The organism is Oscillibacter acetigenes, from assembly GCF_025567605.1.
Taxonomy (GTDB): Bacteria; Bacillota; Clostridia; order Oscillospirales; family Oscillospiraceae; genus Oscillibacter; species Oscillibacter welbionis.
The window spans coordinates 342,525-367,677 of the sequence record NZ_JAOQKG010000003.1 but is presented as its reverse complement, the minus strand read 5'-3'; the positions used below and the strand labels follow the sequence as shown (position 1 = coordinate 367,677).

At 63.2% G+C, this 25,153-nt stretch carries 24 protein-coding genes; 21 read left to right on the top strand and 3 right to left on the bottom strand.

What is annotated here, in order from left to right; all coding sequences use genetic code 11:
* The first annotated feature begins 50 nt into the window (after positions 1-50).
* The 9 genes from OCV80_RS08555 (at position 51) to OCV80_RS08515 (ending at position 11,087) form a co-directional block, all read left to right on the top strand.
* Positions 51-2,984: an acyl-CoA dehydratase activase gene (locus OCV80_RS08555; RefSeq protein ID WP_051319934.1), complete on the top strand. Its 2,934-nt coding sequence runs from the start codon at positions 51-53 to the stop codon at positions 2,982-2,984.
* Positions 2,985-2,987: 3 nt separating this feature from the next.
* Positions 2,988-4,328, top strand: a complete 1,341-nt coding sequence (locus tag OCV80_RS08550; protein ID WP_394802912.1) for a 2-hydroxyglutaryl-CoA dehydratase — start codon at positions 2,988-2,990, stop codon at positions 4,326-4,328.
* A 175-nt stretch (positions 4,329-4,503) separates the two neighbouring features.
* Entirely contained in the window at positions 4,504-6,225 is a 1,722-nt protein-coding gene (locus OCV80_RS08545) for a glycosyl hydrolase family 18 protein (protein ID WP_267288355.1), read from the top strand.
* Between the two features lie 124 nt (positions 6,226-6,349).
* Positions 6,350-6,931 carry a flavodoxin family protein gene (locus tag OCV80_RS08540; RefSeq protein WP_136891706.1) on the top strand — a complete coding sequence of 194 codons (582 nt, stop codon included), beginning with the start codon at positions 6,350-6,352 and terminating at the stop codon, positions 6,929-6,931.
* Positions 6,932-7,081: 150 nt separating this feature from the next.
* Complete coding sequence (locus OCV80_RS08535; protein ID WP_025544755.1) at positions 7,082-7,945, top strand: class I SAM-dependent methyltransferase; 864 nt, start codon at positions 7,082-7,084, stop codon at positions 7,943-7,945.
* A 4-nt stretch (positions 7,946-7,949) separates the two neighbouring features.
* The gene (locus OCV80_RS08530) at positions 7,950-8,540 is read left to right on the top strand and encodes a VanZ family protein (RefSeq protein ID WP_267288354.1); all 591 of its coding nucleotides are present in this window, start codon (positions 7,950-7,952) and stop codon (positions 8,538-8,540) included.
* Between the two features lie 16 nt (positions 8,541-8,556).
* Positions 8,557-9,405 carry an energy-coupling factor transporter ATPase gene (locus OCV80_RS08525; protein WP_025544872.1) on the top strand — a complete coding sequence of 283 codons (849 nt, stop codon included), beginning with the start codon at positions 8,557-8,559 and terminating at the stop codon, positions 9,403-9,405.
* An 18-nt stretch (positions 9,406-9,423) separates the two neighbouring features.
* Positions 9,424-10,290 carry an energy-coupling factor transporter ATPase gene (locus tag OCV80_RS08520; RefSeq protein ID WP_021749415.1) on the top strand — a complete coding sequence of 289 codons (867 nt, stop codon included), beginning with the start codon at positions 9,424-9,426 and terminating at the stop codon, positions 10,288-10,290.
* Positions 10,284-11,087, top strand: coding sequence for an energy-coupling factor transporter transmembrane component T family protein (locus OCV80_RS08515; RefSeq protein WP_021749416.1), 804 nt, complete (start codon positions 10,284-10,286; stop codon positions 11,085-11,087). Before OCV80_RS08520 ends, OCV80_RS08515 begins: the two co-directional genes overlap by 7 nt.
* On the opposite strand, the gene OCV80_RS08510 is transcribed toward OCV80_RS08515, so the two are convergent.
* Positions 11,080-11,328 (bottom strand): hypothetical protein, encoded by a 249-nt coding sequence (locus OCV80_RS08510; RefSeq protein WP_119310876.1) that lies wholly within the window; start codon positions 11,326-11,328, stop codon positions 11,080-11,082. The two genes, OCV80_RS08515 and OCV80_RS08510, sit on opposite strands and share 8 nt — an antisense overlap.
* A 132-nt stretch (positions 11,329-11,460) precedes the next feature.
* Here OCV80_RS08510 and OCV80_RS08505 point away from each other — a divergent pair, with 132 nt between their 5' ends.
* On the top strand, positions 11,461-11,688 hold the full coding sequence (locus tag OCV80_RS08505; RefSeq protein WP_021749418.1) for a helix-turn-helix domain-containing protein: 228 nt from the start codon (positions 11,461-11,463) through the stop codon (positions 11,686-11,688).
* 192 nt (positions 11,689-11,880) lie between these two features.
* Positions 11,881-12,777, top strand: a complete 897-nt coding sequence (locus OCV80_RS08500; protein ID WP_021749419.1) for a L,D-transpeptidase — start codon at positions 11,881-11,883, stop codon at positions 12,775-12,777.
* Between the two features lie 107 nt (positions 12,778-12,884).
* On the opposite strand, the gene OCV80_RS08495 is transcribed toward OCV80_RS08500, so the two are convergent.
* Positions 12,885-13,133, bottom strand: coding sequence for a hypothetical protein (locus OCV80_RS08495; RefSeq protein ID WP_025544875.1), 249 nt, complete (start codon positions 13,131-13,133; stop codon positions 12,885-12,887).
* 161 nt (positions 13,134-13,294) lie between these two features.
* On the opposite strand from OCV80_RS08495, the gene OCV80_RS08490 reads away from it, so the two are divergent.
* The 8 genes from OCV80_RS08490 to OCV80_RS08455 all read left to right on the top strand — a co-directional run bounded on the left by OCV80_RS08490 (position 13,295) and on the right by OCV80_RS08455 (position 21,152).
* Positions 13,295-13,522, top strand: coding sequence for a helix-turn-helix domain-containing protein (locus OCV80_RS08490; protein WP_021749421.1), 228 nt, complete (start codon positions 13,295-13,297; stop codon positions 13,520-13,522).
* A 70-nt stretch (positions 13,523-13,592) separates the two neighbouring features.
* Positions 13,593-14,348: a tRNA pseudouridine(38-40) synthase TruA gene (gene truA, locus OCV80_RS08485; protein WP_119310877.1), complete on the top strand. Its 756-nt coding sequence runs from the start codon at positions 13,593-13,595 to the stop codon at positions 14,346-14,348.
* Positions 14,341-15,540: a DUF5711 family protein gene (locus OCV80_RS08480; RefSeq protein WP_021749423.1), complete on the top strand. Its 1,200-nt coding sequence runs from the start codon at positions 14,341-14,343 to the stop codon at positions 15,538-15,540. The genes truA and OCV80_RS08480 overlap by 8 nt, the downstream gene beginning before the upstream one ends.
* Before the next feature lie 58 nt (positions 15,541-15,598).
* Complete coding sequence (locus OCV80_RS08475; RefSeq protein ID WP_136891709.1) at positions 15,599-16,300, top strand: CvpA family protein; 702 nt, start codon at positions 15,599-15,601, stop codon at positions 16,298-16,300.
* Between the two features lie 52 nt (positions 16,301-16,352).
* On the top strand, positions 16,353-18,671 hold the full coding sequence (locus OCV80_RS08470) for an ATP-dependent Clp protease ATP-binding subunit (protein WP_267288353.1): 2,319 nt from the start codon (positions 16,353-16,355) through the stop codon (positions 18,669-18,671).
* 25 nt (positions 18,672-18,696) lie between these two features.
* Positions 18,697-18,906, top strand: coding sequence for a hypothetical protein (locus OCV80_RS08465; protein ID WP_021749426.1), 210 nt, complete (start codon positions 18,697-18,699; stop codon positions 18,904-18,906).
* Positions 18,907-18,978: 72 nt separating this feature from the next.
* Positions 18,979-19,800 carry an EFR1 family ferrodoxin gene (locus OCV80_RS08460; protein ID WP_119310880.1) on the top strand — a complete coding sequence of 274 codons (822 nt, stop codon included), beginning with the start codon at positions 18,979-18,981 and terminating at the stop codon, positions 19,798-19,800.
* Entirely contained in the window at positions 19,797-21,152 is a 1,356-nt protein-coding gene (locus OCV80_RS08455) for an esterase/lipase family protein (protein WP_025545558.1), read from the top strand. Before OCV80_RS08460 ends, OCV80_RS08455 begins: the two co-directional genes overlap by 4 nt.
* Before the next feature lie 18 nt (positions 21,153-21,170).
* On the opposite strand, the gene OCV80_RS08450 is transcribed toward OCV80_RS08455, so the two are convergent.
* Complete coding sequence (locus tag OCV80_RS08450; RefSeq protein ID WP_119310881.1) at positions 21,171-22,355, bottom strand: D-alanyl-D-alanine carboxypeptidase family protein; 1,185 nt, start codon at positions 22,353-22,355, stop codon at positions 21,171-21,173.
* A 212-nt stretch (positions 22,356-22,567) separates the two neighbouring features.
* Here OCV80_RS08450 and OCV80_RS08445 point away from each other — a divergent pair, with 212 nt between their 5' ends.
* Both OCV80_RS08445 and OCV80_RS08440 read left to right on the top strand, forming a co-directional pair.
* Complete coding sequence (locus OCV80_RS08445) at positions 22,568-23,635, top strand: hypothetical protein (protein WP_119310882.1); 1,068 nt, start codon at positions 22,568-22,570, stop codon at positions 23,633-23,635.
* A gap of 118 nt (positions 23,636-23,753) precedes the next feature.
* A partial coding sequence (locus tag OCV80_RS08440; RefSeq protein WP_267288352.1) for a RecQ family ATP-dependent DNA helicase occupies positions 23,754-25,153 on the top strand: 1,400 nt, incomplete at its 3' end.

Sequence of the window (25,153 nt, the reverse complement as noted above, 5' to 3'; positions counted from 1 at the left end):
AGCTGTTGAAAACTCTGACGCAACCGTTTTCCCAGAAGGAGGAAGCAGAGTTGAAAGTTGGACTTGACGTAGGATCCACCACCATCAAATGCGTGGTGCTGGACGATGCGGATAATCTGGTATACAGTACATACGAGCGGCATTACAGCCATATTCTGGAAAAGTCGGAGGAGCTGCTGCGCCGGGTGGCGGATCAGCACGGCGCAAAAGCGGATCTGGCCATCTCCGGCTCTGCCGGCATGGGCATGGCGGAGAGCGTGCAGGTCCCATTCGTGCAGGAGGTGTTTGCCACCCGCGTGGCGGCCAACAAGCTGGCCCCGGGGACGGACTGCATCATCGAGCTGGGCGGTGAGGACGCCAAAATCCTGTTCCTCACCGGCGGCATGGAGGTGCGGATGAACGGCTCCTGCGCCGGCGGCACCGGCGCCTTCATCGACCAGATGGCGACGCTGCTGAAAATGAGCGCCGACGAGATGGACGCCGCCGCTCAGCGGGCGGAGAAGACGTACACCATCGCCTCCCGCTGCGGTGTGTTCGCCAAGAGCGATGTGCAGCCCCTCATCAACCAGGGCGCCAAGGCGGAGGATATTTCCGCCAGCATCTATCAGGCGGTGGTGAACCAGACCATTGCTGGGCTGGCCCAGGGCCGGCCCATCAAGGGCAACGTCCTGTACCTGGGCGGGCCCCTGACCTTCTCCCGAGTCCTGCGGGAGAGCTTTGACCACACCCTGGGGGTCCAGGGCACCTGTCCGGAGAACAGCCTGCTGTACGTGGCCCTGGGCGCAGCCTTCTATTCCGACCAGGAATTCGACCTGAACCAGGTGGCGGACGACCTGCAGAAGCACGGCGCGGCGGAGACCTACCGCTCCCTGCCGCCCCTGTTCAGCAGCCGTGAGGAGTATGAGGCGTTCCGGGCCCGGCACGCCAAGGCCACGGTGCCCCAGGTGCCCTTCGGCGCGGACTACGCCGCCCCGGTGCACATCGGCGTCGACTCCGGCTCCACTACCGTGAAGCTGGTGGTCATCGACCAGGACGCCCGCATCCTCTTCTCCGACTACCGGCCCAACCTGGGCAACCCGGTGCCCCTCATCCGGCAGGTGCTGCAGGAGCTCTATGACGAGCATCCGGCCCTCCATGTGGCGTCCGTCACCACCACCGGCTACGGAGAGGATCTGGCGAAAAACGCCTTCCACGCGGACTACGGCGTGGTGGAGACGGTGGCCCACTTCACCGCCGCCCGCCACTTCCTGCCCAATGTGGACTTCATCATTGACATCGGCGGCCAGGACATGAAATGCTTCAAGATCGAGGACGGCGCCATCAGCAACATCTTCCTGAACGAGGCATGCTCCTCCGGCTGCGGCAGCTTCCTGCAGACCTTCGCCCAGGCGCTGGGGTACGACGTGAAAGAGTTTGCCCAGCTGGGCCTGTTTGCCGAGCGGCCTGTGGACCTGGGCAGCCGCTGCACTGTGTTCATGAACTCCAGCGTGAAGCAGGCCCAGAAGGACGGCGCCACCATTGAGAACATCTCTGCCGGCCTCTCCATGTCCGTGGTGCGCAACGCCATCTACAAGGTCATCCGGGCCTCATCTCCCGAGGAGCTGGGCCGGAACATCGTGGTCCAGGGCGGCACCTTCTACAACGAGGCGGTGCTGCGGGCTTTTGAGAAGGAGATGGGCGTAGAGGTTATCCGGCCCAATATCGCTGGCCTCATGGGCGCCTACGGCGCCGCCCTGTTCGGCCGGGGAAAGGCCCGGGCGGATCAGACCAGTACGCTTTTGAACCGTCAGGAGCTGGCGGACTTCCGCCAGGAGACGGAGAGCCGGGTGTGCGGCCTGTGCGGCAACAACTGCCAGCTGACCATCAACACCTTCGCCGACGGGGCCACCTTCATCAGCGGCAACCGCTGCGACCGGCCCGTCACCGGCAAGGCGGACACCGGGGAGCGGAACCTCTACGAATACAAGCGCAAGCTGATCCTGGGCTACAAGCCCGTCCCCGGCAGGCGGGGCAAGATCGGGCTGCCCCTGTGCCTGAATATGTGGGAGCTGCTGCCCTTCTGGCACACCTTCTTCACCAAGCTGGGCTTCGCGGTGTACCACAGCCCCTTCTCCAGCCGGGACCTGTATCTGAAGGGGCAGGGCACCATCCCCAGCGACACCGCCTGCTTCCCCGCCAAGTTGGCCCACGGTCATATTCAGTTCCTCGCAAAGCTTGGCCTGGACGCGATCTTCTACCCCTGCATGACCTACAATCTGGATGAGGGGCTGGGGGACAACCACTACAACTGCCCTGTGGTGGCCTACTATCCGGAGGTCATTGCCGGCAACTGCCCAGAGGTCCAGCAGACCAAGTTCATCTATGACTATGTGGGCCTCCACCGGCCCAAGGACTTCACCAAAAAGATCTTCACCATCCTGCGCAGCTACTTCCCGGACATCACCAAGGGCGAGGTGAAGGAGGCAACCGACGCCGCCTACGCCGAGTACGCCCACCACATGTCCCTCATCCGCAAGGAGGGGGAACGGATCATCGACCAGGCCCGGGCAGAGGGCCGCCGGATCATCGTGCTGGCAGGCCGGCCCTATCACGTGGACCCGGAGGTCAACCACGGCATCGACACTCTGATTACCCGCGCCGGCGCCGCGGTCATCACGGAGGACTCCATCTCCAACCGGGTGGAGAAATTCCCCACCACGGTGCTGAACCAGTGGACCTACCACGCCCGTCTCTACGCGGCAGCCCGCTACTGCTGCACCCAGCGGGATATGGACCTGGTGCAGTTGGTCTCCTTCGGCTGCGGCGTGGACGCCATCACCTCCGACGAGACACGGGAGATCCTGCAGGCGGGCGGCAAGCTGTACACCCAGCTGAAGATCGACGAGATCACCAACCTGGGCGCTGTCCGCATCCGGCTGCGGAGCCTGTTCGCTGCCCTGGATGAGCAGGACGAGGCCCGGGAAACTGCCAGAAAGGAGGCGTGAGACATGGAGCTGGAATTCCAGAATTACCCCAAGTTCACCCCTGAAATGAAAAAGACCCATAAGATCCTGATTCCCAACATGGCCCCGGTGCAGTTCCGCATCCTGGCGGCCGTCATGCGGCAGGCCGGCTACACCTGCGAGCTGCTGGAGAACTGCGGCAGCCAGGTCAGCGAGCTGGGATTGAAATACGTCCACAACGACACCTGCTATCCCGCCCTGCTGGTCATCGGCCAGTTCCTGGACGCCCTGGGCTCCGGGAAGTACGATCTAGACCACACCGCCCTGATTATCACCCAGACTGGCGGCGGCTGCCGGGCCTCCAACTACATCCACCTGCTGCGCAAGGCCCTGGTGAAGGCAGGCTACGGCCAGGTTCCGGTGGTGAGCCTGAACTTCTCCGGATTGGAGAAGGACTCCGGCTTCCCCATGACCCTGCCCCTGATGCGCAAGCTCCTGGCCTGCATCTACTACGGCGACCTGCTGGTGGCCCTGAAGGCCCAGACGGAGCCCTATGAGACCCACAAGGGGGACGCGGCCGCTTTGCAGGAGAAGTGGCTGGACACCATCTGCGGCTGGGTCATGGAGGACAAGGGCTGGTCCGGCCGGGAGATCAAGGCCGCCATGCCCAAGATCGCCGCAGAGTTCGCCGCCATTCCCGTTCACCGGGTACCCAAGGTGAAGGTGGGCGTGGTAGGGGAGATCTACGTGAAATACTCCCCCCTGGGCAACAATGACCTGGAGAAGTTCCTGGCCTCCCAGGACTGCGAGGTGAACCTGCCGGGCCTGATGGGCTTTGTGCAGTACTGCGCCTACAACCCCTCCGAAACCGCCCGGCTGTATGGCGGCACCTTCCTGGAAAAGCATGTGTCAAGCGTAATCCTGGACTACATCGAGGGCATGGAGAAGGTGATGATCCGGGTCCTGAAGGACAACGGCTTCCACGCGCCCCTGCCCTTCCAGGAGCTGGTGAAACTGACGGACGGCGTCATCTCCACCGGCAACAAAATGGGTGAGGGCTGGCTCCTCACCGCCGAGATGATCGAGCTGGTGCGGGCCGGGTACGAGAACATCGTCTGCGCCCAGCCATTCGGCTGCCTGCCCAACCACATCTGCGGCAAGGGGATGATCAACAAGATCCGGGAGCTGTACCCCCAGGCCAATATCACCCCCATCGACTACGATCCCAGCGCCACCCGGGTGAATCAGGAGAACCGCATCAAGCTGATGCTGGCAGTGGCCCGGGAGCGGCTGGCGGAGAAGACTGCCGACCAGAGTGCCCGGGAGACTCCGGCGCCCGCAGAGACCCCACAGAGCGCGGCGGAGCCTCAGACAGTCTCCGTATAAACAAAGCCATAACTGGAAGTGCCGGCGCGGCAGACCCGAGAGGGTCTGCCGCGCTGCTGTTTTCTGGCCGTGCTCCCAGCATTTGTGCCTTGAGGCCCGCAGCCCGTTCCGGTAAAATAGGGCGTGACGACACACGCATTTTGGTGACGATCATCTGAAAAAGGAGCGTTTTCCCTTGCGAAATTTCATCAGACGAACCGCCGCCGCGCTGGCCGTCCTGTGTATGGCGGCCCTGCTGCTGGGCACCCCCACGGAGGCGGAAGAGCGTACATATTCCGCCGGAGGAGAGGCGGTGGGCTACTACGCCGGATGGGCGGCCTACCAGGGCTTCACCCCTGACCAAATCCCGGCGGAGCATCTGACTCAGATCAACTACGCCTTTGCCCAGATCGACCCAGATACCCTCACCATTGCTCTGGAGAATCCCGCCCATGACCAAAAGAACCTGGCCGCCCTGCGGAAGCTGCGCCAGCAGAACCAGCATCTCAAGCTGCTGATCTCCGTGGGCGGGTGGTCGGACTCCCAGTACTTCTCCGACGCGGCCGCCACGGCGGCCCGGCGGGAGAGCTTCGCTGCCAGCTGTGTGGACTTTGTGGTGGAGCAGGGCCTGGACGGGGTGGACCTGGACTGGGAGTACCCGGTATCCGGCGGCGCGGCGGGGACCATCCACCGCCCGGCGGACAAGCAGAACTTCACTCTGCTGCTTCAGGAGCTGCGGGAGCAGCTGGATCGGCAGGGCCGCCGGGACGGGAAGGACTATGCCCTCACTATCGCCGGCGCCGCCGGGAGCTGGTACTTAAACCAGATCGAGGCCGTGAAGGTGGCCGCCATTGTGGACCACATCTTCGTGATGGGCTATGACCTCCACGGCACCTGGGATACCTACGCGGACTTCAACGCACCCCTGTATGCGCCCTCCGGCACCTCGCCCCAGAGCAGAAGCAGCATCTCCGATTGCGTACAGGCCTATCTGAAAAAGGGTATCCCGGCGGAAAAGATCGTCCTGGGGATGCCTTTGTACGGCTATGCCTACCAGGGGGTCAAGGCCCAGAACAACGGCCTGTACAGCACTTACACATCAGCCAAATCCGTCAGCTACAAGATGCTGAAGAAGAGCTATCTGGACAACACGGACTACCGCCAGTTCCGCCATGAAGAGGCGCAGGTGCCCTGGCTCTACGGGAACCGCACCTTCGTCTCCTACGACGATGCCATGTCCCTCGCTGCCAAGGCACAGCTGGCCCGGTCTCTGGGTCTGGGCGGCGTGGGGTTCTGGGAGATCTCCCAGGACGATGGGGGAGAGCTGATCGCTGCCGCCAGCGGGGCTTTCCGCAGCACCTGGGATAATCCCTTCCGGGACGTACCCCCCGGCGCGTGGTATGAAGAGGCGGTCCAATATGTGTATGAGGCGGGGCTGATGCAGGGGACCACCGGCAGCACCTTTTCCCCTGACCGGGCATCCAACCGGGGCATGATCGCCGCCATCCTCTACCGACTGGAGGGCAGACCCAGGGCGGGGACGCCTCCCTTCACCGATGTGGCGGCGGACAGCTACTGCGCCGATGCGGTGGCCTGGGCGGAACAGCAGGGAATCGTCCGGGGCTTTGACGACGGAACCTTCCGCCCGGAGGGGCGGATCACCCGCCAGCAACTGGCGGCCATCCTGTTCCGGTACACGGAATACAGAGGAGCGGATACCGCGGGCCGGACGGACCTGAGCCGCTTCTCCGACAGCGCCGCTGTGGCGGACTATGCCCGGGATGCCCTGGCCTGGGCGGTGTCTGCTGGACTGCTCCAGGGCCGGTCCGACGGCACGCTGGATCCGTCCGGCTCCGCCACCCGGGCCCAGACGGCAGTGATCCTCCAGCGGCTGGAAACACTGCTGGAAAAGAACTGAACAGAGTGCCGCAGGGCCGGGACACACTGTCCCGGCCCTGCATGTGTCCTCTCCTTGACGGACCGTCCCGTTCCAGGTATGATGGAACCAACAAGATTGGCCGGCAGAGAAGGGGAGCGATTCGATGAAGGTGTGCATTCTGATGGGCAGCCCCAGAAAACAGGGCAATACCAACGCCCTGCTGGGCCCCTTCCGGCAGGAGCTGGAAGGGCTGGGGGCGGAGACGGAAACTGTATGGCTCCATGCTCTGGAGATCAGGCCCTGCACGGCCTGCCGGGCCTGCCAGCGGGACTGGACGGCATTTGGTTGCGCTCAGCGGGACGACGTGCCCATGATCTTTGACAAGGTGCTGGCGTGCGACCTGATCGTGTTGGCCACGCCCATCTATTCCTGGTACTGCACGCCGCCCATGAAGGCATTGCTGGACCGGCTGGTGTACGGCATGGACAAGTATTACGGGGCGGAAAAAGGTCCCGCCCTGTGGGCGGGGAAAGCCCTGGCTCTGCTGCTGACCTGCGGCTACCGCCCGGAGCGGGGCTGCGACCTGTTCGAGGAGGGGATGCGCCGGTACTGCAAGCACGCCCAGCTCCGTTTTCTGGGCAGCCACGCGGAGCGGCACCTGGGGTATGACGTCCCCTTCATGGACGCGGAGAAAGAGGCCCGCACCCGGGCCTTTGCCCGGGAGCTGTGGGATGCCGTGCATTGAAGCACAGCCCCTGTGAGACCGCCGCCCGGCGGTCTCTTTTTCTGCGCATGGGCGGGATAAAACCGCCCCAAACGGTTGACGGACACGGTCCCAAGGCGGTATAATAACATGATTTACAATGGATAAGAGTTTGTCTGGAGGAATTTTGGTATGTGGATCGCGGAGCAATGGCAGGACTATGAGCTGCTGGACTGCGGCGGGGGAGAGAAGCTGGAGCGCTGGGGAGAGCAGTACCTAGTGCGGCCGGACCCCCAGGCCATCTGGGACAGCCCCCGGAAGAACCCCGCCTGGAAGCGGGCCAACGCCCGGTATCTCCGCAGCCAGTCCGGCGGCGGCCACTGGGAGAAGAAGACCCTGCCGGAGAGCTGGAAGATCCGCTACCGGGACCTGACCTTCCAGGTGAAGCCCATGAACTTCAAGCACACGGGCCTGTTTCCGGAACAGGCGGTGAACTGGGATTTCGCCATGGAGAAGATCCGGAACGCCGGGCGGCCCATCCGGGTGCTGAACCTGTTCGCCTACACCGGCGGGGCCACGGTGGCCTGCGCCAAGGCGGGGGCCAGCGTCTGCCACGTGGACGCGGCCAAGGGCATGGTGGCGTGGGCCAGGGAAAACGCCAGACTCTCCGGCCTGGAAGACGCCCCCATCCGCTGGATCGTGGACGACTGCGGCAAGTTTGTGGAGCGGGAGATCCGCCGGGGTAAGACCTACGACGCCATCATCATGGACCCGCCCAGCTACGGCCGGGGCCCCGGCGGCGAGGTGTGGAAGCTGGAGGACAACCTCTACGACTTCGTGAAGCTCTGCGCCGGCGTGCTGTCGGAGCGGCCCCTGTTCGTGCTCATCAACTCCTACACCACGGGCCTGGCCCCGTCGGTGCTGGGGTATCTGCTGCATCTGTTGGTGGGGGCCAAATACGGCGGCAAGTGCACCTGGGACGAGCTGGGCCTGCCGGTGACGGAGACGGGCCTGGCTCTGCCCTGCGGTGCCACAGGCCGCTGGTGCAGCGAGTGAGGCCGTGGGACGGACTGCGGCATACCTGCTGACGCTGGCAGCGGGGGCGGTGCCTGCCCTGGCGCTCTTTGGGTGCCTGAGCCCCCGGCGCCGGCGGCACCTCGCCGCCGCGGGCCTTGCCAGTCCGGTGGTCCGGGAGGCGGGGATGGCCCTCTTCTGGATGTTCTGCGGCGGCATGGCCCTGGTGACCCTGACGCCCCGATGGGTCGTCCAGGCCCTGGCGGGCCTGCTTCAGGGCTGCGGCTGGAACGGGGAGGGGAATCCCTTCTTCGCTCCGGGGACTGTCAATCTGGTTCCCTTCCGGACCCTGGGCGACGGTTACATCCTGGCGGGGAATCTGATCATGTTCCTGCCCTTTGGCTTTTTCCCCGCCCTGCTGTGGCGGGGGTGCACGTGGAAACGCGCGCTCGCCGCGGGCCTGTGTGTCACGGGGTTCATTGAGTGCTGGCAGCTGCTGGTGGGCCGGGCCTTTGACATCGACGACCTGTGGCTCAACACCCTGGGGGCCTTTTGCGGCTTCTGGAGCTGGTGCCTGCTGGACCGGGCAGCCCCCGGCTGGACCCGGCGGTTCAGGGTCCGGCAAATACAAGACTGACGAAATGAGGACAGCTATGGCGGAGATCATCCGAACGGAGAATTTACAGTACGCCTACCCGGCGGACGAGGGAGCGGAGCCGGTTCTGGCCCTGAAGGGCGTGGACCTGACCATTGAGCAGGGCTCCTTCGTGGTGGTGCTGGGCCACAACGGATCCGGCAAGTCCACCCTGGCCAAGACGCTCAACGGTGTTCTGCTGCCCTGCGGGGGCCATGTGTACGTGGAGGGAATGGACACCCTGGACGAACATCTGCTGCTGGCCATCCGCCGGACGGTGGGCATGGTGTTCCAGAACCCGGACAACCAGATCGTGGCCAACGTGGTGGAGGAGGACGTGGCCTTCGCCCCGGAGAACCTGGGGGTTTCCAGCAGGGAGATCCGGCAGCGGGTGGACGACGCCCTGGCGGCGGTGGGCATGGGCGAGTTCGCCCGCCACGCGCCCCATCTGCTCTCCGGCGGCCAGAAGCAGCGGATCGCCATTGCCGGCGTGCTGGCTATGGAGCCGGAATGCATCGTGCTGGATGAGGCCACCGCTATGCTGGACCCGGTGGGCCGGCGGGAGGTGCTCTCCGCCGTTCACAGGCTGAACCGGGAGAAGGGCATCACTGTGGTGCTCATCACCCACCACATGAACGAGGCGGAGGACGCCGACCGGGTTGTGGTCATGGACGACGGAAAAGTCATTATGGACGGCGCGCCCCGGCAGGTCTTCACACAGGTGGAGCGGCTGCGGTCCATGGGACTGACGGTGCCGGACACGGTGGACCTGCTGGACCGGCTGCGCAAAGACGGGCTGGACGTGCCCCTCACCGCCCTGACGGTGGAGGAGTGCGCGGACGCCATCCTGGCCGCCGTTTCCAAGTAATCGGAAGGGAAGAGAACATTGGAACCGATACTGCAAGTACAACATCTGACCCACACGTACAGCGTGGGCACGCCCTTCCAGCGCAGCGCGGTGGAGGACATGAGCTTTGACGTGTACGATGGGGAGTTCTTAGGGATCATCGGCCACACCGGCTCCGGCAAATCCACCCTGATTCAGCATCTGAACGGCCTGTTGCGGCCTACGTCGGGGCAGATCCTGCTCCATGGGAAGGACATCTGGGCGGAGCCGAAGAAGATCCGGGACGTCCGCTTCCAGGTGGGGCTGGTGTTCCAGTACCCGGAGTACCAGCTGTTTGAGGAGACGGTGTACAAGGACATCGCCTTCGGCCCCATCAACCAGGGCAAGACCGGGGAGGAGCTGGACCGCTGTGTCCGGGAGGCCGCCCGCCTGGTGGGCATCCGGGACGATCAGCTGGACAAGTCCCCCTTTGAGCTCTCCGGCGGCCAGAAGCGCCGGGTGGCCCTGGCGGGGGTCATGGCTATGGACCCCCAGGTGCTGGTGCTGGACGAGCCCACCGCCGGACTGGATCCGGCGGGCCGGGAGAACCTGATGGCCAACATCCGGGACTACCACCGCAATAAAAAGCGCACCATCATCCTGGTGAGCCACAGCATGGACGAGATCGCCCGGAATGTAGACCGAATCCTGGTGCTGAAGTCCGCTCACGTGCTGATGAGCGGGACTCCGGCGGAGGTGTTCGCCCGGGCGGAGGAGCTGCTCTCTGCCGGGCTGGACGTGCCACAGGTGACCCGTATTGCCATGCGCCTGCGGGAGCAGGGCCTCGCCATCGACCCTGCGGTCTACACCGTGGAGGCCCTGGAGCGGGAGCTGCTGGCGCTGAGAAGGGGGGAGACGGGATGCTGAAGGACATCACCCTGGGCCAGTTTTTCCCCGGCGACACCGTGGCCCACCGCCTGGACCCCCGGACGAAGATCCTGCTGGTGGTCCTTTACATCGTGGCGCTGTTCTGCGCCAAGAGCCTGCTGGCCTACGGCATTCTGGCGGCGGTGCTGGCAGTGTGTGTCCGCATCTCCCGAGTAGGGATCAAATCCCTGGTGCGGGGGCTGAAGCCGGTGGTGTTCATCATCGTGTTCACCGGCATTTTGAACCTGTTCTTCACGCCGGGAGAGCACATCCTGGCAGAGCTGGGCTTCCTGCGGATCTCCGCGGAGGGTCTGCAGAACGCCGTGTTCATGGTGCTGCGGATCATGCTGTTGATCATGGGCACGTTCCTGATGACCTACACCACCAGCCCCATCAGCCTCACCGACGGGCTGGAGCGCCTGCTGGGCGGATTGAAAAAAATCCATGTGCCGGTCCATGAGCTGGCCATGATTATGTCCATCGCCCTGCGGTTCATCCCAACCCTGATTGAGGAGACAGACAAGATCATGTCCGCTCAGAAGGCCCGGGGCGCGGACTTTGAGAGCGGGAATATCATCCAGAAGGCCAAGGCCCTGATCCCCATTCTGGTGCCGCTGTTCATCAGCGCCTTCCGCCGGGCGGACGAGCTGGCGGTGGCCATGGAGTGCCGCTGCTACCACGGCGGCGAGGGACGCACCAAGCTCCATGTGCTGCAGTACGAGGGGCGGGACTATCTGGCCCTGGCGCTGGGGCTGGCCGTCACCGCGGGGATCATCGTCCTGCGGCAATTTACGTAACGATTTGCCGGTCCACGGACTGGCTGCCCAGGGTGAGGCCCAGCCGCAGGCCGATGGCAAAGGCAGCCGTGCCCCAGCGGAGATAGCGGCTGGAGAGGAGATCACAGACCTGGATCTGCATGTCCTGCGGCATGGACATCCGGTCCAGCGCCGCCTGGATTTCCGCCTCATCATAGGGCGCCTGCTCCTGCATCAGATGGTCGCCGTAGGTATCGAACAGAAGCTCAAAAACGGATGGCATAGGAGACACTCCTTTGCGAATACAGCTTTTTATGGTATCATTTCGGAATGATGAAACCAGTATAATACAGAAATTTCTGTAAGTCAACAGAACGATCAGAAAAAACTGTATTTTAAGAAAGGGAATGGTCCTTTGGATGTTTTGACTACCTCAGCCAGAATTAAGGCCCGCTGCAAAGCGCAGAAAATTTCAGTCAAAAATTTGCTGGAGCAGACACAGATCAACCGGAATTTTATCTATGACCTGGAAAAAGGCGGACAGATTCCGTCAGCGGAAAAGCTGGAACGCATCGCTGACTATCTGGACTGCTCTGTGGACTATCTGCTGGGGCGGACAGACAACCCGGCGGTCAACCGCTGACCGGCCTCACCGGAAGAGGATTTTCTCCGGGGGGAATGTAGGGGAGACAGTCTGCCGTCCGGCTGCCCCGCATTTTCAATCGCCCGGAGCTGGTAATCATCGAGATCCGTCCGGACGCATGACTGGAAATCATGGATAGTGGACATGGCCTGATTCGGAGCGGCTGTGTTTTGGCAGAGAGGGGAGAGTCCTATGAAGAAGCAGAACATCTGGCTTTGGGCCCTGACTGCGGCTGTGGTTTTGCTGGCAGCAGCCCTGGCGGAGACGCAAGGACAGCTGGGGGAACTTCAGACGGCGTATTCCGCGCTCCAACAGGAGGTGGGAGAACTCCGCCTGGACTTGAAAAGCACACAAAACCGCCTCCAGGAGCAGGAGGAGGCGCTGGAACGAGCGGCCGCCCAAACCGCCCCGCAGCCGGAGGAGTCGCTGCTGGAGCGCTATGAGCTGACGCCCCTTCGGCTGGACGCCGCGGCCCATCAGGTGGAGCTTGGGGTGTCCCTGACCCTGACTACGCCGGACCAGTCGGCGGAAGCCACCCTGAATGTCTATCAGGGCGGCGCGGAGCGCAAGCGTCTGGCCCAGGTGGAGCTGACCCGGTCCGGGGATGGAATCTTCTCCGGTCAGGCGGCGGTGCCTGCGGACAGCACCTCACTCCAGATTCTGGTGACGGTCCGGACCGGCGGCGATACGGCCACAGAGCGGCTCTATGAGGGCCGTGCCACCGGATTGTTGCCGATGGCGCTGTCCAGCCGCAGCGGAGAGGCGGCCCTGCAGGAAGGAGAAGCCCGGATTACCGCCGCCGTCCGGCTGCGTGAAAAGGCGGCCGCAGCCTCCGAGCAGACATTCCGCCTGTACCGGAACGGTCAGTTGGAGGAGACCATCCCGGCCGCCTCCGGCCAGGAATCCGGCACCTGGGAGGGCACCGGGACGGTATCCTGCGCCGCCGGGGACCAGCTGGAGGTGCGGTTCTTCTGCGTGGACGGCCTGGGCCTGGGATATGAGTTCCCTGTCCGGACCTGGACGGTAAAGGAGGACCGGCTGGCGCCGGGCTGGCCCGTCACCAACACCCCGGTGCTGGTCTGGCCGTAAACGGGACGGGGCGCTGGCGGAAGAGGCGCAGGACGGCAGGAGATTCCGGCCGCCCCGGAAGGCTTATCCCCGGATACATGAACTGCGGCGCCGCACAGGGGAGTCCGTCAGATCCGTAGACGGCGACCGGAGCAATCCTGCATCAGCGAGAGGCCCAGCCCCAGGCCGATGGCGAAGGCAGCTGTGCCCCAGCGGAGATAGCAGCTGGAGAGGAGATCACAGACCTGGATCTGCATGTCCTGCGGCATGGACATCCGGTCCAGCGCCGCCAGGATTTCCGCCTCATCATAGGGCGCATACTCTTGCATCAGGCTGTCGCCGTAGGTGTCGAACAGAGTTTCCGAAATGCTTGTCATGGGGATTCCTCCTTAATATGTGTTGTTCCGATATCCTTTTTGTGGTATGGTATTTCTTATTTATACGCTAAACGGATTTTATCATGTAATAGCGTGATTATCAAGATGCTTTTCACGTTTTTTCGTGATTTTAGAGCTTTACAAAAGGCGGGGCAAATTTTATGTATGTTACACAAGACATTGCAGACCGCATTAAATGGCGCCTCAAAGAAAAAGGCATCCGCACAAAAGATATGCTGTCTGATTTGAACATGGGAATTAACGCGATATCAGAATTTGCAAAAGGCAAGCAAATGTCCTGTATTGCCCTTGCTCGCATCGCCGACTATCTGGACTGCTCTGTGGATTATCTGCTGGGGCGGACAGACAACCCGGCGGTCAACCGCTGAGTTGCCCTGCCGGATAAAAAGAGCGTTCCCGCCGGGAACCCCGGGCGGCGGAACTGCCAAAGGAGAGCTTATGCGCAACATTGCCCTGAAACTCATGTACAACGGCACCGCCTACCACGGGTGGCAGGTGCAGAAGAACGCGGTCACCGTCTGCGGGACCCTGGAGAAGGCCATTGCTGACATCTGCGGCGGCCCGGTACACCTCACCGGCTGCGGACGCACCGACGCCGGTGTCCACGCGGAGCACTACATCGCCAACTTCCGCACGGAGAGCCGCATTCCCGTGGACCGGCTCCCCTTCGCCGTCAACACCCACACGCCGGAGGACATCGCGGTGAAGGAGGCCTTCGAGGTGGCGGAGGACTTCAACGCCATCGGCTCCTGCATCAAGAAGGAGTACACCTACCGCATCTACAACTCCCGGTTCAAGAACCCATTTTACGTCAACCGGGCCTACTTCTATCCCAAGCACCTGGACGAGGAATTCCTGAACCGGGCAGCGGGGATGTTCGTGGGCACCCACGACTTCGCGGCGGTGCGTTCCGTGGGCACGGAGACGAAGTCCACTGTCCGCACCATCTATTACTGTGACGTGACCCGGAACGGAGATCTGCTGGAATTGAAGGTCTGCGCCAACGGCTTTTTGTATAACATGGTACGGGCCATCACCGGCACCGTGCTGTACGCGGCGGAGGGCAAGTTCACCCCGGAGGACATCCCCGGCATTCTGGAGCGGGGGGACCGCACCGCCGCCGGTCCCACGGTGCCGCCGGGGGGACTGTACCTGACAAGACTTTGGTATGAGGATGAACGGCTCAATGGCTGATACGACGAACGACATCTGGAACGACAACGACGGGGAAGAGGACGAGGCTCCCCGGAAGGGCGGACGGCTGCGCCGCTTTGGGATCTTCTTTCTGGTGCTGGCGGCGGTGCTGGGCGTGGTGCTCGTGGCCGCGTACCGGGACGGCACCGGCTTTGACGCCCTGCGGCGGCTGTGTTCCTACGGCAGCGGAGAGGAGAGCACTGCTGAGGCCCAGTACGACTACGACGCCTCCGACAGCAACCGCTTTGCCGTCCTGGGGGATTCCCTGGTGGTGCTCTCCGACACAAAGCTGCAGGTCCTGGCGCGGGGCGGAGAGGAGATCTGGTCCACATCCGTGCGGATGAGCGCCCCTGCCCTGGAGACGGGCGGCGGCCGGGCTGTGGCTTACGACGTGGGGGGCACAGAGCTGTATGTGGTGGACGAGGGGGGCGAGATCCTCACGCTCACCGCACCGGAGGACGCCCCCTATTTCTCCGCCCGGCTGAATGAAGACGGTTGGCTGGCTGTGACCACAGAACTGCCGGGCTACAAGGGCGGCGTCACCGCTTATAACAGCCAGGGGACGGAGGTGTTTTCACTCACCGCGTCGGACCGGTTTGTCATCGACGCCCGGGTGACAGATGACGATAACACTCTGGCGGTGGTGACCTTAGGCCAGGAGAACAGCGTGTTCGTCAGCAACATGGTACTTTACAGCCTGGAGACGGCAGGAAATGTAGACCCGGCGGCCGACTACGATGTGACCGACGGTCTGGTGGCTGCCGTCGGAGAGCAGGACGGCCAGCTGGTGACGGTGTCCGACACCTGCCTGACCTACGCGTCCCCGGCCGGGGAGGTGCGCGCTACCTACTCCTATGCCGGCAGCTATCTGCGGGAATACGACTTGCACGGGGACGGCTTCACCGCCCTGCTGCTGAACCGGTACAAGTCCGGCGGTGTGGGCCGGTTGGTGACGGTGGACACGGACGGGCAGGAGATCGCCGCCCTGGACGTGAACGAGGAGATCCTCAGCATCTCCGCTGCCGGACGGTATCTGGCGGTGCTGTATATGGACAGCGTGGTGATCTACACAGAGGAGCTGGAGATCTATGCTCAGCTGGAGGGCACGGACTACGCCCGGTCGGTTCTGATGCGCCAGGATGGCTCTGCCCTGCTGCTGGCGGCAGAGAGCGCCCACCTGTTCCTGCCTTGAGTGGGAAACATTGATCTTGGAATTCACAAAACGTTTACGAGCAAAAAGGTAGGCAAGCATGACAACACCTGTTATAATAGACGTGATTATGGCTGTGGTTTTGATCGCTGCGGTCATCTACGGTGCCCACAGGGGCCTTTTCCGGGCCCTGGCGGGATTGGCGGTGGTGATCGTGGCCCTGGTGGGGGCGGCCATCATCGCAAATACCCTGGCCGCCCCGGCGGCCCGTCTGGTGACGCCCCTGATCCGGGAGCAAATCGAGACGAAGGTGGACGAGGCTATGGCCCGGCAGTCCCAGGAGGTCCAGATGCCGGAGGAGGACGTGGACGAGGGCTTCGCCATCGAGGACCTGCTGGCCCTGATGGGACTGGACGAGGACGTGCGGAACTCCCTGGCCAGCCAGACGCAGGAGAAGATCCAGGACACCGGCGTCTCCTTGGTCATGGCCGTGGTGGAGAGTCTGGCCCAGTCCATTCTCTATGCGGCGCTGTTCCTGGTCTCCTTCGTGGGACTGACGATCCTGCTGAAGCTGCTGATCCGGGCTATGGACTTGGTGCTGCAGCTGCCGGGGCTGCACCTGGTCAACGCCCTGGGCGGCGCCGTGATCGGCCTGATCGAGGGGGCCTTGGTGCTGTTTCTGGCCATCTGGGTTCTGCGGCGCTTCGGCGTCTCCTTTGAGACAGACACCGTCTCAGCCACCCATATTTTACGATTTTTTGCGACACACACGCCCCTGAGCGCGCTGTCGCTTCTGCAATGACGAACGGGGCCGTTGCCCCGCCGGCGTCACGATTTCTGGAGGGATTTACACGATGCAGCCGACACTTTGTTCAAGATGCAAGAAGAACGTGGCCGTTGTCTTCATCTCCAAAATGGAGGGGGACAAGACCACCAACGAGGGCCTGTGCCTGAAATGCGCCAAGGAGCTGGGCCTGCCCCAGGTGGACGATATGATGAAGCGCATGGGCATTTCCGACGAGGATCTGGACACGCTCAACAGTGAGATGCTCCAGGCCATGAGCGGCGTGGAGAATATCGAGGACCTGCCCGGCGGCGAGGACGCCGGGGAAGAGGAGGAAGAGGGCAAGACCGCCACCTTCCCCTTCCTGAACCGCCTGTTCTCCGGCGAGGCCGCCAAGGGCGGCGAGAGCGGCGGCCAGGAGGAAAGCGGTGCCCGAAGCCGGGAAAAGGAGCGCAAGGACCCTAAGAACGGCAAGCGCAAATATCTGGAGAACTACTGCATCTCCCTGACGCAGCGGGCCCAGGAGGGAAAGCTGGACCCGGTGATCGGCCGGGAGCAGGAGATCGAGCGGGTGGTGCAGATCCTGAACCGCCGCCAGAAGAACAACCCCTGCCTGATCGGTGAGCCCGGTGTGGGTAAGACCGCCATCGCGGAGGGGCTGGCCCAGCGGATCTCCAAGGGCGACGTGCCCTTCAAGCTGCGGAACAAGGAGGTCTACCTGCTGGATCTGACAGCTCTGGTGGCCGGCACCCAGTTCCGGGGCCAGTTCGAGAGCCGGATGAAGGGCCTTATCGACGAGGTGAAGCGCCTGGGGAACATTATTTTGATGATCGACGAGGTTCACAACATTGTGGGCGCCGGCGACGCCGAGGGCAGCATGAACGCCGCCAACATCCTGAAACCCGCCCTCTCCCGGGGCGAGATCCAGGTGATTGGCGCCACCACCTTCAACGAGTACCGCAAGTCCATCGAGAAGGACACCGCTCTGGAGCGGCGGTTCCAGCCGGTGACGGTGAACGAGCCCTCCATTGAGGACTCTGTGCAGATTCTCCAGGGCCTGGCCCCCAAGTATGAGCAGTACCACGGGGTGAAGATCTCTGAGGGGATCCTGCGTCAGGCGGTGCTGCTCAGTGAGCGGTACATCACCGACCGGTTCCTGCCGGACAAGGCCATCGACCTGATCGACGAGGCATGTTCCGACCTGAATCTGAAAGACCCGGATATCTCCCGCCGCATGGAGATTCAGCGGGAGCTGGACGACTATGAGAAAGAGCGCACCATGCTGGAGGAGCAGGAGGAGAAGGCCGAGGGCGACTACGCCCGCATGGCGGAGCTGAAGAGCAAGGAACTCCAGCTGAACACAGAGCTGAACAGTCTGCTGGAAAAGGGCGATCCACAGCTCTCCATGGAGAATCTGGCCCATGTTATCGAGCTGTGGACCAAAATCCCGGCGGCCAAGATCCGGGAGCAGGAGTTCCAGCGCCTGAGCCAGCTGGAAGTGCGGCTCAAGAGCCATATCATCGGCCAGGACGAGGCCGTGTCCGCCGTAGCCGCCGCGGTGCGGCGGAACCGGGTGGGCATCTCCCCCAAGCACAAGCCTGTCAGCTTCATCTTTGTGGGGCCCACCGGCGTGGGCAAGACAGAGCTGGTGAAGCAGCTGGCAACAGACCTCTTCAACACGCCGGATGCCTTGATCCGGCTGGATATGTCGGAGTTCATGGAGAAGCACTCCGTCTCCCGTCTGGTGGGCTCCCCTCCGGGCTACGTGGGGTATGACGAGGCGGGCCAGCTGACAGAGAAGATCCGCCGCAAGCCCTACGCCGTGGTCCTCTTCGACGAGATTGAGAAGGCCCATCCCGATGTGCTGAACATCCTTCTCCAGATCCTGGATGACGGCGAGATCACCGACGCCCACGGCCGCAAGGTGAACTTTGAGAATACCATCATCGTCATGACCTCCAACGCCGGCAGCGCCACCAAGGAGGGCACCGTGGGCTTCGGCCGCTCCGTGAACGAGCAGGACGCCGACCGGGCCATGAAGGCGCTCCAGCAGTTCCTGCGGCCGGAGTTCATCAACCGGGTGGACGCGGTCATCACCTTCAACCGCCTCAGCGAGGAGAACTTCCACGGCATCGCACGTATCATGCTGAACGAACTGGTGGGTTCCCTGAAGGAGAAAGGCATCACCTTCATCTACGACGACGCACTGGTGGAGCTTTTGACGAAGAAGTCCTACTCCCTGACCTACGGCGCCCGGAACCTGCGGCGCACCATCCAGAAGGAGCTGGAGGACCCCATGGCCACAAAGATCATCGACAGCTACGAGCATCCCATCACCCAGGTGAAGGCCACGGTGGAGGACGGTGCCATTCGGCTGTACACCCTGTGACCGGAGGAAGAGGAGAGGGAGGACCATGCTGTTTCGGAAGGATATGGATCCCCGCTGTGCCTACTGCCAGCGGGGCCAGCAGATCAACGAGCGGGAGGTGGCCTGCGTCAAGCGGGGCATCGTGGCGGTGGAGCACCACTGCCGGGCATTCAAATACGACCCCTTGAAGCGGGTGCCGCCCCGGCCGGCAGCGCTGGAGACTGAACGGCTGAAAGAGGAAGATTTTTCGCTGTAAGCAGCGTTCAGCACCCGCCTGGGGAAAATCCCCGGGCGGGCGCTGTCACAAATGGGAAGGAGAGGAGACATCATGGAAGTCAAGCGGATCTGCGCGGCGTACTGGAGCGCCACAGGCAACACAGACAAGACGGTGAACACCATCGCGGAGACCCTGGCGGAGAAGCTGGGCGTCCCTCTGGAGCGGAGGAACTTCACACGCCCGTCAGACCGGGCGGAGGATCTGTCTTTTACGGGGAGAGACCTGGTGGTGTTCGGTATGCCCACCTATGCGGGAAAGCTGCCCAACAAGATGCTGCCCTATGTCCAGCAGCAGATCCACGGGAACGGCGCCCTGGCGGTGGGGGTGGTCACCTTCGGCAACCGGTCCTACGACAACTCCCTGGCGGAGCTGTGCGCCGCGCTGGAGGCGGACGGCTTCCACACCGTGGCCGGGGGCGCCTTTGCCTGCCGCCACGCCTTTACGGACGCGCTGGCGGACGGCCGCCCGGACTGGGATGACAAGCGGCAGATGGGGGAGTTCGCGGCCCGCATTGCGGACAAGGTAAAAGACCTGACGGACATCCCTGCTCCGGTGGCCGTGCCGGGCGATGCGGCGGCGCCCTACTACGTGCCCAAGGGCACGGACGGCCAGCCCGTCAAGTTCCTGAAGGCCAAGCCCCAGACGGATTTGGGCAAGTGTACCGACTGCGGCGCCTGCGCCCGCCTGTGTCCCATGGGGGCCATCAATCCCTCCAACGTGGCGGAGGTGCCCGGCACCTGCATCAAGTGCCAGCGGTGCGTCCGCAAGTGCACGAAGCACGCCAAGTACTTTGATGACCCGGCCTTTTTGTCCCACGTGGCCATGCTGGAGCAGAACTTCACAGAACCCAAGGAGAATGAGGTGTATCTGTGAGGCGGTGGGTTCTTGCCTTTCTGATGGCGGTCACAGCCAACTGGGTTTCTCTGATCTATGCGTTTGGCCCGGTGAGCTGGCTCTTGACGACGATACTGCTTCTGGGGGAGTTTCTCTATTTTAATCTGCGGCCCATTGAGAAGAGCGGTGCGCCTACAAAGCGGATCTGGTATTTGAAAAGCGGCTGCGAATTGCTGCGCCTGTTTTTGATTACAGCTACGGTCACAGTCTTTGTGCAGATGGTATGGCTGTGGTGCCAGATTTCCATGATAACGCCGGAGAACAGCCTTGCCGCTGGAACAGCTGTTGCAGGTGCGGCTTTTGGTGTTCTCTGGGCTGTCTTGCTGGAGGCCATCGTCTTCTGGAACGGCATGATCCGGGTGTATCTCACCTCCGTCCAGCTGGGGCTGAAGCACCGGGTGCTGGCGGCCCTGTGCGGGTGGATCCCCATTCTCAACATCTGGTATCTGCGGAAGATTATCCGCATCACCGCCGACGAGGCGGAGTTCGAGACGGAGAAGTGGGAGCTGGACACCGCCCGGGCGGAGAGCGAGATCTGTAAGACGAAATACCCGATCCTTCTGGTCCACGGGGTGTTCTTCCGGGACTTCCGCTATGTCAATTACTGGGGCCGCATTCCCAAGGAGCTCCAGCGCAACGGCGCAACAGTGTACTACGGACAGCAGCAGTCCGCCGCCGCGGTGGAGGACAGCGGGCGGGAGCTGGCGGACCGTATCCGGCAGATCCTGGCGGAGACCGGCTGTGAGAAGGTGAACATCATTGCCCACTCCAAGGGGGGACTGGACAGCCGGGCCGCCATCGCCCACGCTGGATGTGCCCCCTGTGTGGCCAGCCTCACCACCATCAACACGCCCCACCGGGGCTGCATCTTTGCCGAATATCTGCTGAAGAAGATCCCTGCAGCGGCTCGGCAGAAGATCGCAGATACCTACAACGCCGCCCTGAAGCGGCTGGGGGATGAGGCCCCGGACTTCCTGGCGGCGGTGACAGATCTGACCGCCTCTGCCTGCGAGGCCAGGAACGCGGCTACCCCGGACGCCCCCGGCGTCTTTTACCAGAGCGTCATGTCCTATTGCAGAAAGGCCCAGCACGGCAAGTTCCCTCTAAACATGACCTATCCTATCGTCAAGCACTTTGATGGATTGAACGACGGGCTGGTGGCGGTGGACTCCGCCAAATGGGGCGATCAGTTCACCCTGCTGGAGCCAAGGGGGCACCGGGGCATCTCACACGGGGATGTGGTGGATCTGAATCGGGAGAACATTCCCGGCTTCGACGTCCGGGAGTTCTATGTCTCCCTGGTAGCGGATCTGAAAAACAGAGGCTTTTGAGCGGAAAAAAGCGGAGCGTCACAGGGACGCTCCGCTTTCGTGTTCCGTGGTGTCTTTTATGGTGGGGGCCACCGGTTCCACAAGGGGATCCGCCGCCCCGCCATCCTCTGTGGTGTCATCTGCGGGGGAACAATAGGTTTTGTACAGCGCCACATGGTCGTAGATGGCCCGCCAGGAGCTGTAAGCGTCTGCCGTCACACAGATATAGCGTCTGCCGTCCGCTGTTTCGCCGCAGCTGGCGGCGCAGTTGCCGGACTCCACCACATAGCCGGTCTTGGCGCCGGTGACCTCAATGCCGCCGGTATCCTTGTCCTCGATCCGCCGCAGGAACCAATTGGAGAGGATCTGCCCCTCCGGGTGGTCCGCAGTGGGGAGAGTCTCATAGGTCCGGGCCCCCAGCACCTCCCGGCACAGGTCGTTGTCCATGGCCGCCTCCAGGATCACCGCCATGTCGGAGACCGTGCACTTGTGGGCCTCGTCATACAGTCCCACGCAGTTGGTGAAGTGGGCGGTGTCCGCGATGCCAAGCTCCTCCAGCTTTTCGTTCATCAGCGCCACGAACGCCTCCTGGGAGCCCGCCACATAAGTGGCCAGCCCCAGCGCCGCGTCCGCACCGGAGGAGAGGATGGTGCCGTAGAACAACTCACGCACCGGGACCGTTTCGTCAACCATCAGCCCCACCACGCTGCACCCGTTGACATAGCAGTAGTCGGTGATGTCGATGGTCATGGTGAAGGTGTCGTCCAGCTCCGCTTCTGTGATGTGCTCAGCGGCCACCAGAACCGTCAGGACCTTCGTCATGGAGGCGGGAGAGATCACAGTATCCGCGTTTTTCTCCGCCAGGACCGTCCGGGTGTCCAGGTCAACCAGGACCGCGCAGCGGCTGGGAAAGTCCTCTCCCAGCTGGATCGTGTCCGGGCCGGACACGGCCCTGGCATAGGGCTCCGGCGCAGGGGCGCTGGCGACGGATGTCACCTGAAAGGGCCGTTCGGCCTTAACCATCTCCGGCGCAGGCTTTTCAATCAGCTGGGCTCCCACGGTCACCAGGCCTACACACAGAACGGCCAGCAGCCCGCAGGGCACCAGACGGCGAAGCAGCCGCCGCCGCTTTTCCCGCTGCTTCTTTCGGCGGGCCTCCGCCCGCTGGGCCCGCCGGGTGGCCCGCTCCTCGTCCGTGATAATGGGCTTGTACTCCTCGTCCATATCGGCGCTCCTATCTGAAAGGCGGGCCTGTCCGGCACCGCCGCAGTCTCGTACTCTTCATTATAACAGATGATGGAAGAAAATGCATCTCCTATTTTCCGGTTTGGCAGAGGGAATTTTATCCATCCGGCTTTTGACCCGTGAAAAACCGCTGTCAGGCCAAGTTGTTTTTGCATAGCCTGAGTGTAAGAACAACACTTGGAGGGGAGCGTATGGCTCAAGTTACCCATTTTTTCGCAGGCGCTAACAGCGGTGACGGCTTCCAGAACCTGTTTTCGGAGATCGTGGACCTGGAAGACACCTATGACCTGATGGTTTTGAAAGGCGGCCCCGGCGTGGGCAAGGCCACCTTCATGCGGGAGATCGGCCGAAGCATGGAGGAGGCCGGCACACCGGTGGAGTACTTATGGTGTTCCGGCGACCCGGATTCCCTGGACGGCGTGGTGCTGCCGGAGCTCCGCTGCGCCGTGGTGGATGGTACGTCGCCTCATGTGGTGGAGCCCCGGTACCCTGCGGCGGTGGACCGGTATGTGGACCTGGGGCGGTTTTACGACCTCACCGCCGCCAAGGCCGCGGCAGAGGAGGTGAAGGCTCATACCCGGGCCTACAAGGCCGCATATATCCGGGCCTATCACCATCTGAAGGCTGCCCGGCAGGTGGAGCTGGATGCAGTGGCGGCGGTGCGGAAGACCTTCGACCGGGAGAAGGCGGACCGCCGGACGGCGGGCATTCTCTCACGGGAGCTGCGCCGCCGGGGCGGTGAGGCGGGGAAGACCACCCGCCGCTTCCTGGGCAGTATTACCCACAAGGGGTACATCTGGCGGTTTGACAGTGTGGACGCCCTGTGCCCCAAGGTCTATGAGCTGGCGGACAGCTGGGAGCTGGCAGGGGAGATGCTTGCCCGGCTGCATCGGGCGGCGGCGGATAACGGCTGGGACACCATCGTCTGCTGCGCGCCGGAGGAGCCGGGGCGGATCGAGCACCTGCTGATCCCCGGACTGGGGCTGGCCTTCGTCACCTCCCGGCCCGGCATGGAGTACGGGCAGAAGCCCTTCCGCCGGGTGCGGCTGGACGCCATGACGGAACCTCAGGGCAAGGCCCGGCTGCGGTTCCAGACCCGGATGGCGGCACTCCTGCGGGAGGAAGGGGCCGCGGCGCTGAAAGACGCCAAAGCCAACCACGATAAGCTGGAGGCAGTCTACAACCCCTATGTGGATTTCGACGGTGTCCGAACCCTGGCGGCGCTGGAGGCGGGGCGGCTTCTCAGCTGGCTGGGTTGAATCAGATCAGGATGCGGGCCCCGGCGGTATACCGCCGGGGCCTTGCCTTATGCGAACAGATGTGCTACAATGCTGGAAGCGAAAACAGGGGCAAGACAGCCCCAGAGGGAACGGGACTATGACCAAGGAAGAAGCACTGAAAACCTATTACGGCTACGACGTCTTCCGGGGCGGCCAGGAGGCGGTCATCGACGCGCTGCTCTCTGGGCGGGATGCGCTGGCCATCATGCCTACCGGGGCGGGGAAGTCCGTCTGCTACCAAATCCCGGCCTTGCTGCTGTCGGGGATCACCCTGGTGGTCTCGCCTCTGGTGTCCCTGATGCGGGACCAGGTGACGCAGCTGGTGCAGATGGGCATCCCGGCGGCGTTTCTCAACAGCTCCCTAACCTTCCGCCAGTATCTGCTGGCCCTGGACCGGGCCAGGGCGGGGCGGTACAAGATCATCTACGTGGCCCCGGAGCGGCTGGAGACCGAGGGCTTCCAGGCCTTTGTGCGGGAGGCAGACATCTCCCTGGTGGCGGTGGACGAGGCCCACTGCATCTCCCAGTGGGGCCAGGATTTCCGGCCCTCCTACCTGAACATCCCCGCCTTTGTGGAGAGCCTGCCCCACCGGCCCCCGGTGGGAGCCTTCACCGCCACCGCCACGCCGGACGTGAAGGCGGACATCCACCGCCTGCTGGACCTGCAGGACCCGCTGGAGCTGACCACCGGCTTTGACCGGGAGAACCTGTATTTTGAGGTCCAGCAGCCTGCGGACAAGCGGGCGGCGCTGCTGGAGCTGGTGAAGGGCCGCCCCGGCAAGTGCGGCATCGTCTACTGTGCCACCCGGAAGAATGTGGAGGAGGTGTGCGACTTCCTCCGCCAGCGGGGGGTAGCCGCCGCCCGGTATCACGCTGGCCTGGCCCCAGAGGAGCGGCAGAGGAACCAGGAGGACTTCCTCTACGACCGGGTGCAGGTGATGGTGGCCACCAACGCCTTCGGCATGGGCATCGACAAGTCCGATGTCCGGTATGTCATCCACTACAATATGCCCAAGGACATGGAGAGCTACTACCAGGAGGCGGGCCGGGCGGGCCGGGACGGGGCGCCCTCCAGCTGCATCCTGTTGTACAGTGGCCAGGATGTGCGGACTAATGAGTTTCTCATCACCCACAGCGAGCCCCGGGAGGACTTGGATCCCCGGACGGCCGAGCAGCTGCGGGAGCGGGACCTGCAGCGGCTGCGGCAGATGACCGGCTACTGCCGGACACGCCGGTGTTTGCGGCAGTATATCCTGCACTACTTCGGCGAGCACGCGCCGGACACTTGCAGCGCCTGCTACAACTGCCTCCATAACTTCGAAGAGGTGGATGTCAGCCGGGACGCCAAGGCCATCGTGGCCTGCATTGCCAAAACCGGACAGCACTTCGGCGTGGGTGTCATCGCGGAGACCCTCTGCGGTGCGGACACGGAGCGGGTGCGGAAGTACCACATGGACCGGGAGGATACCTACGGCGCTTTGGGTCAGCTGACCCAGAA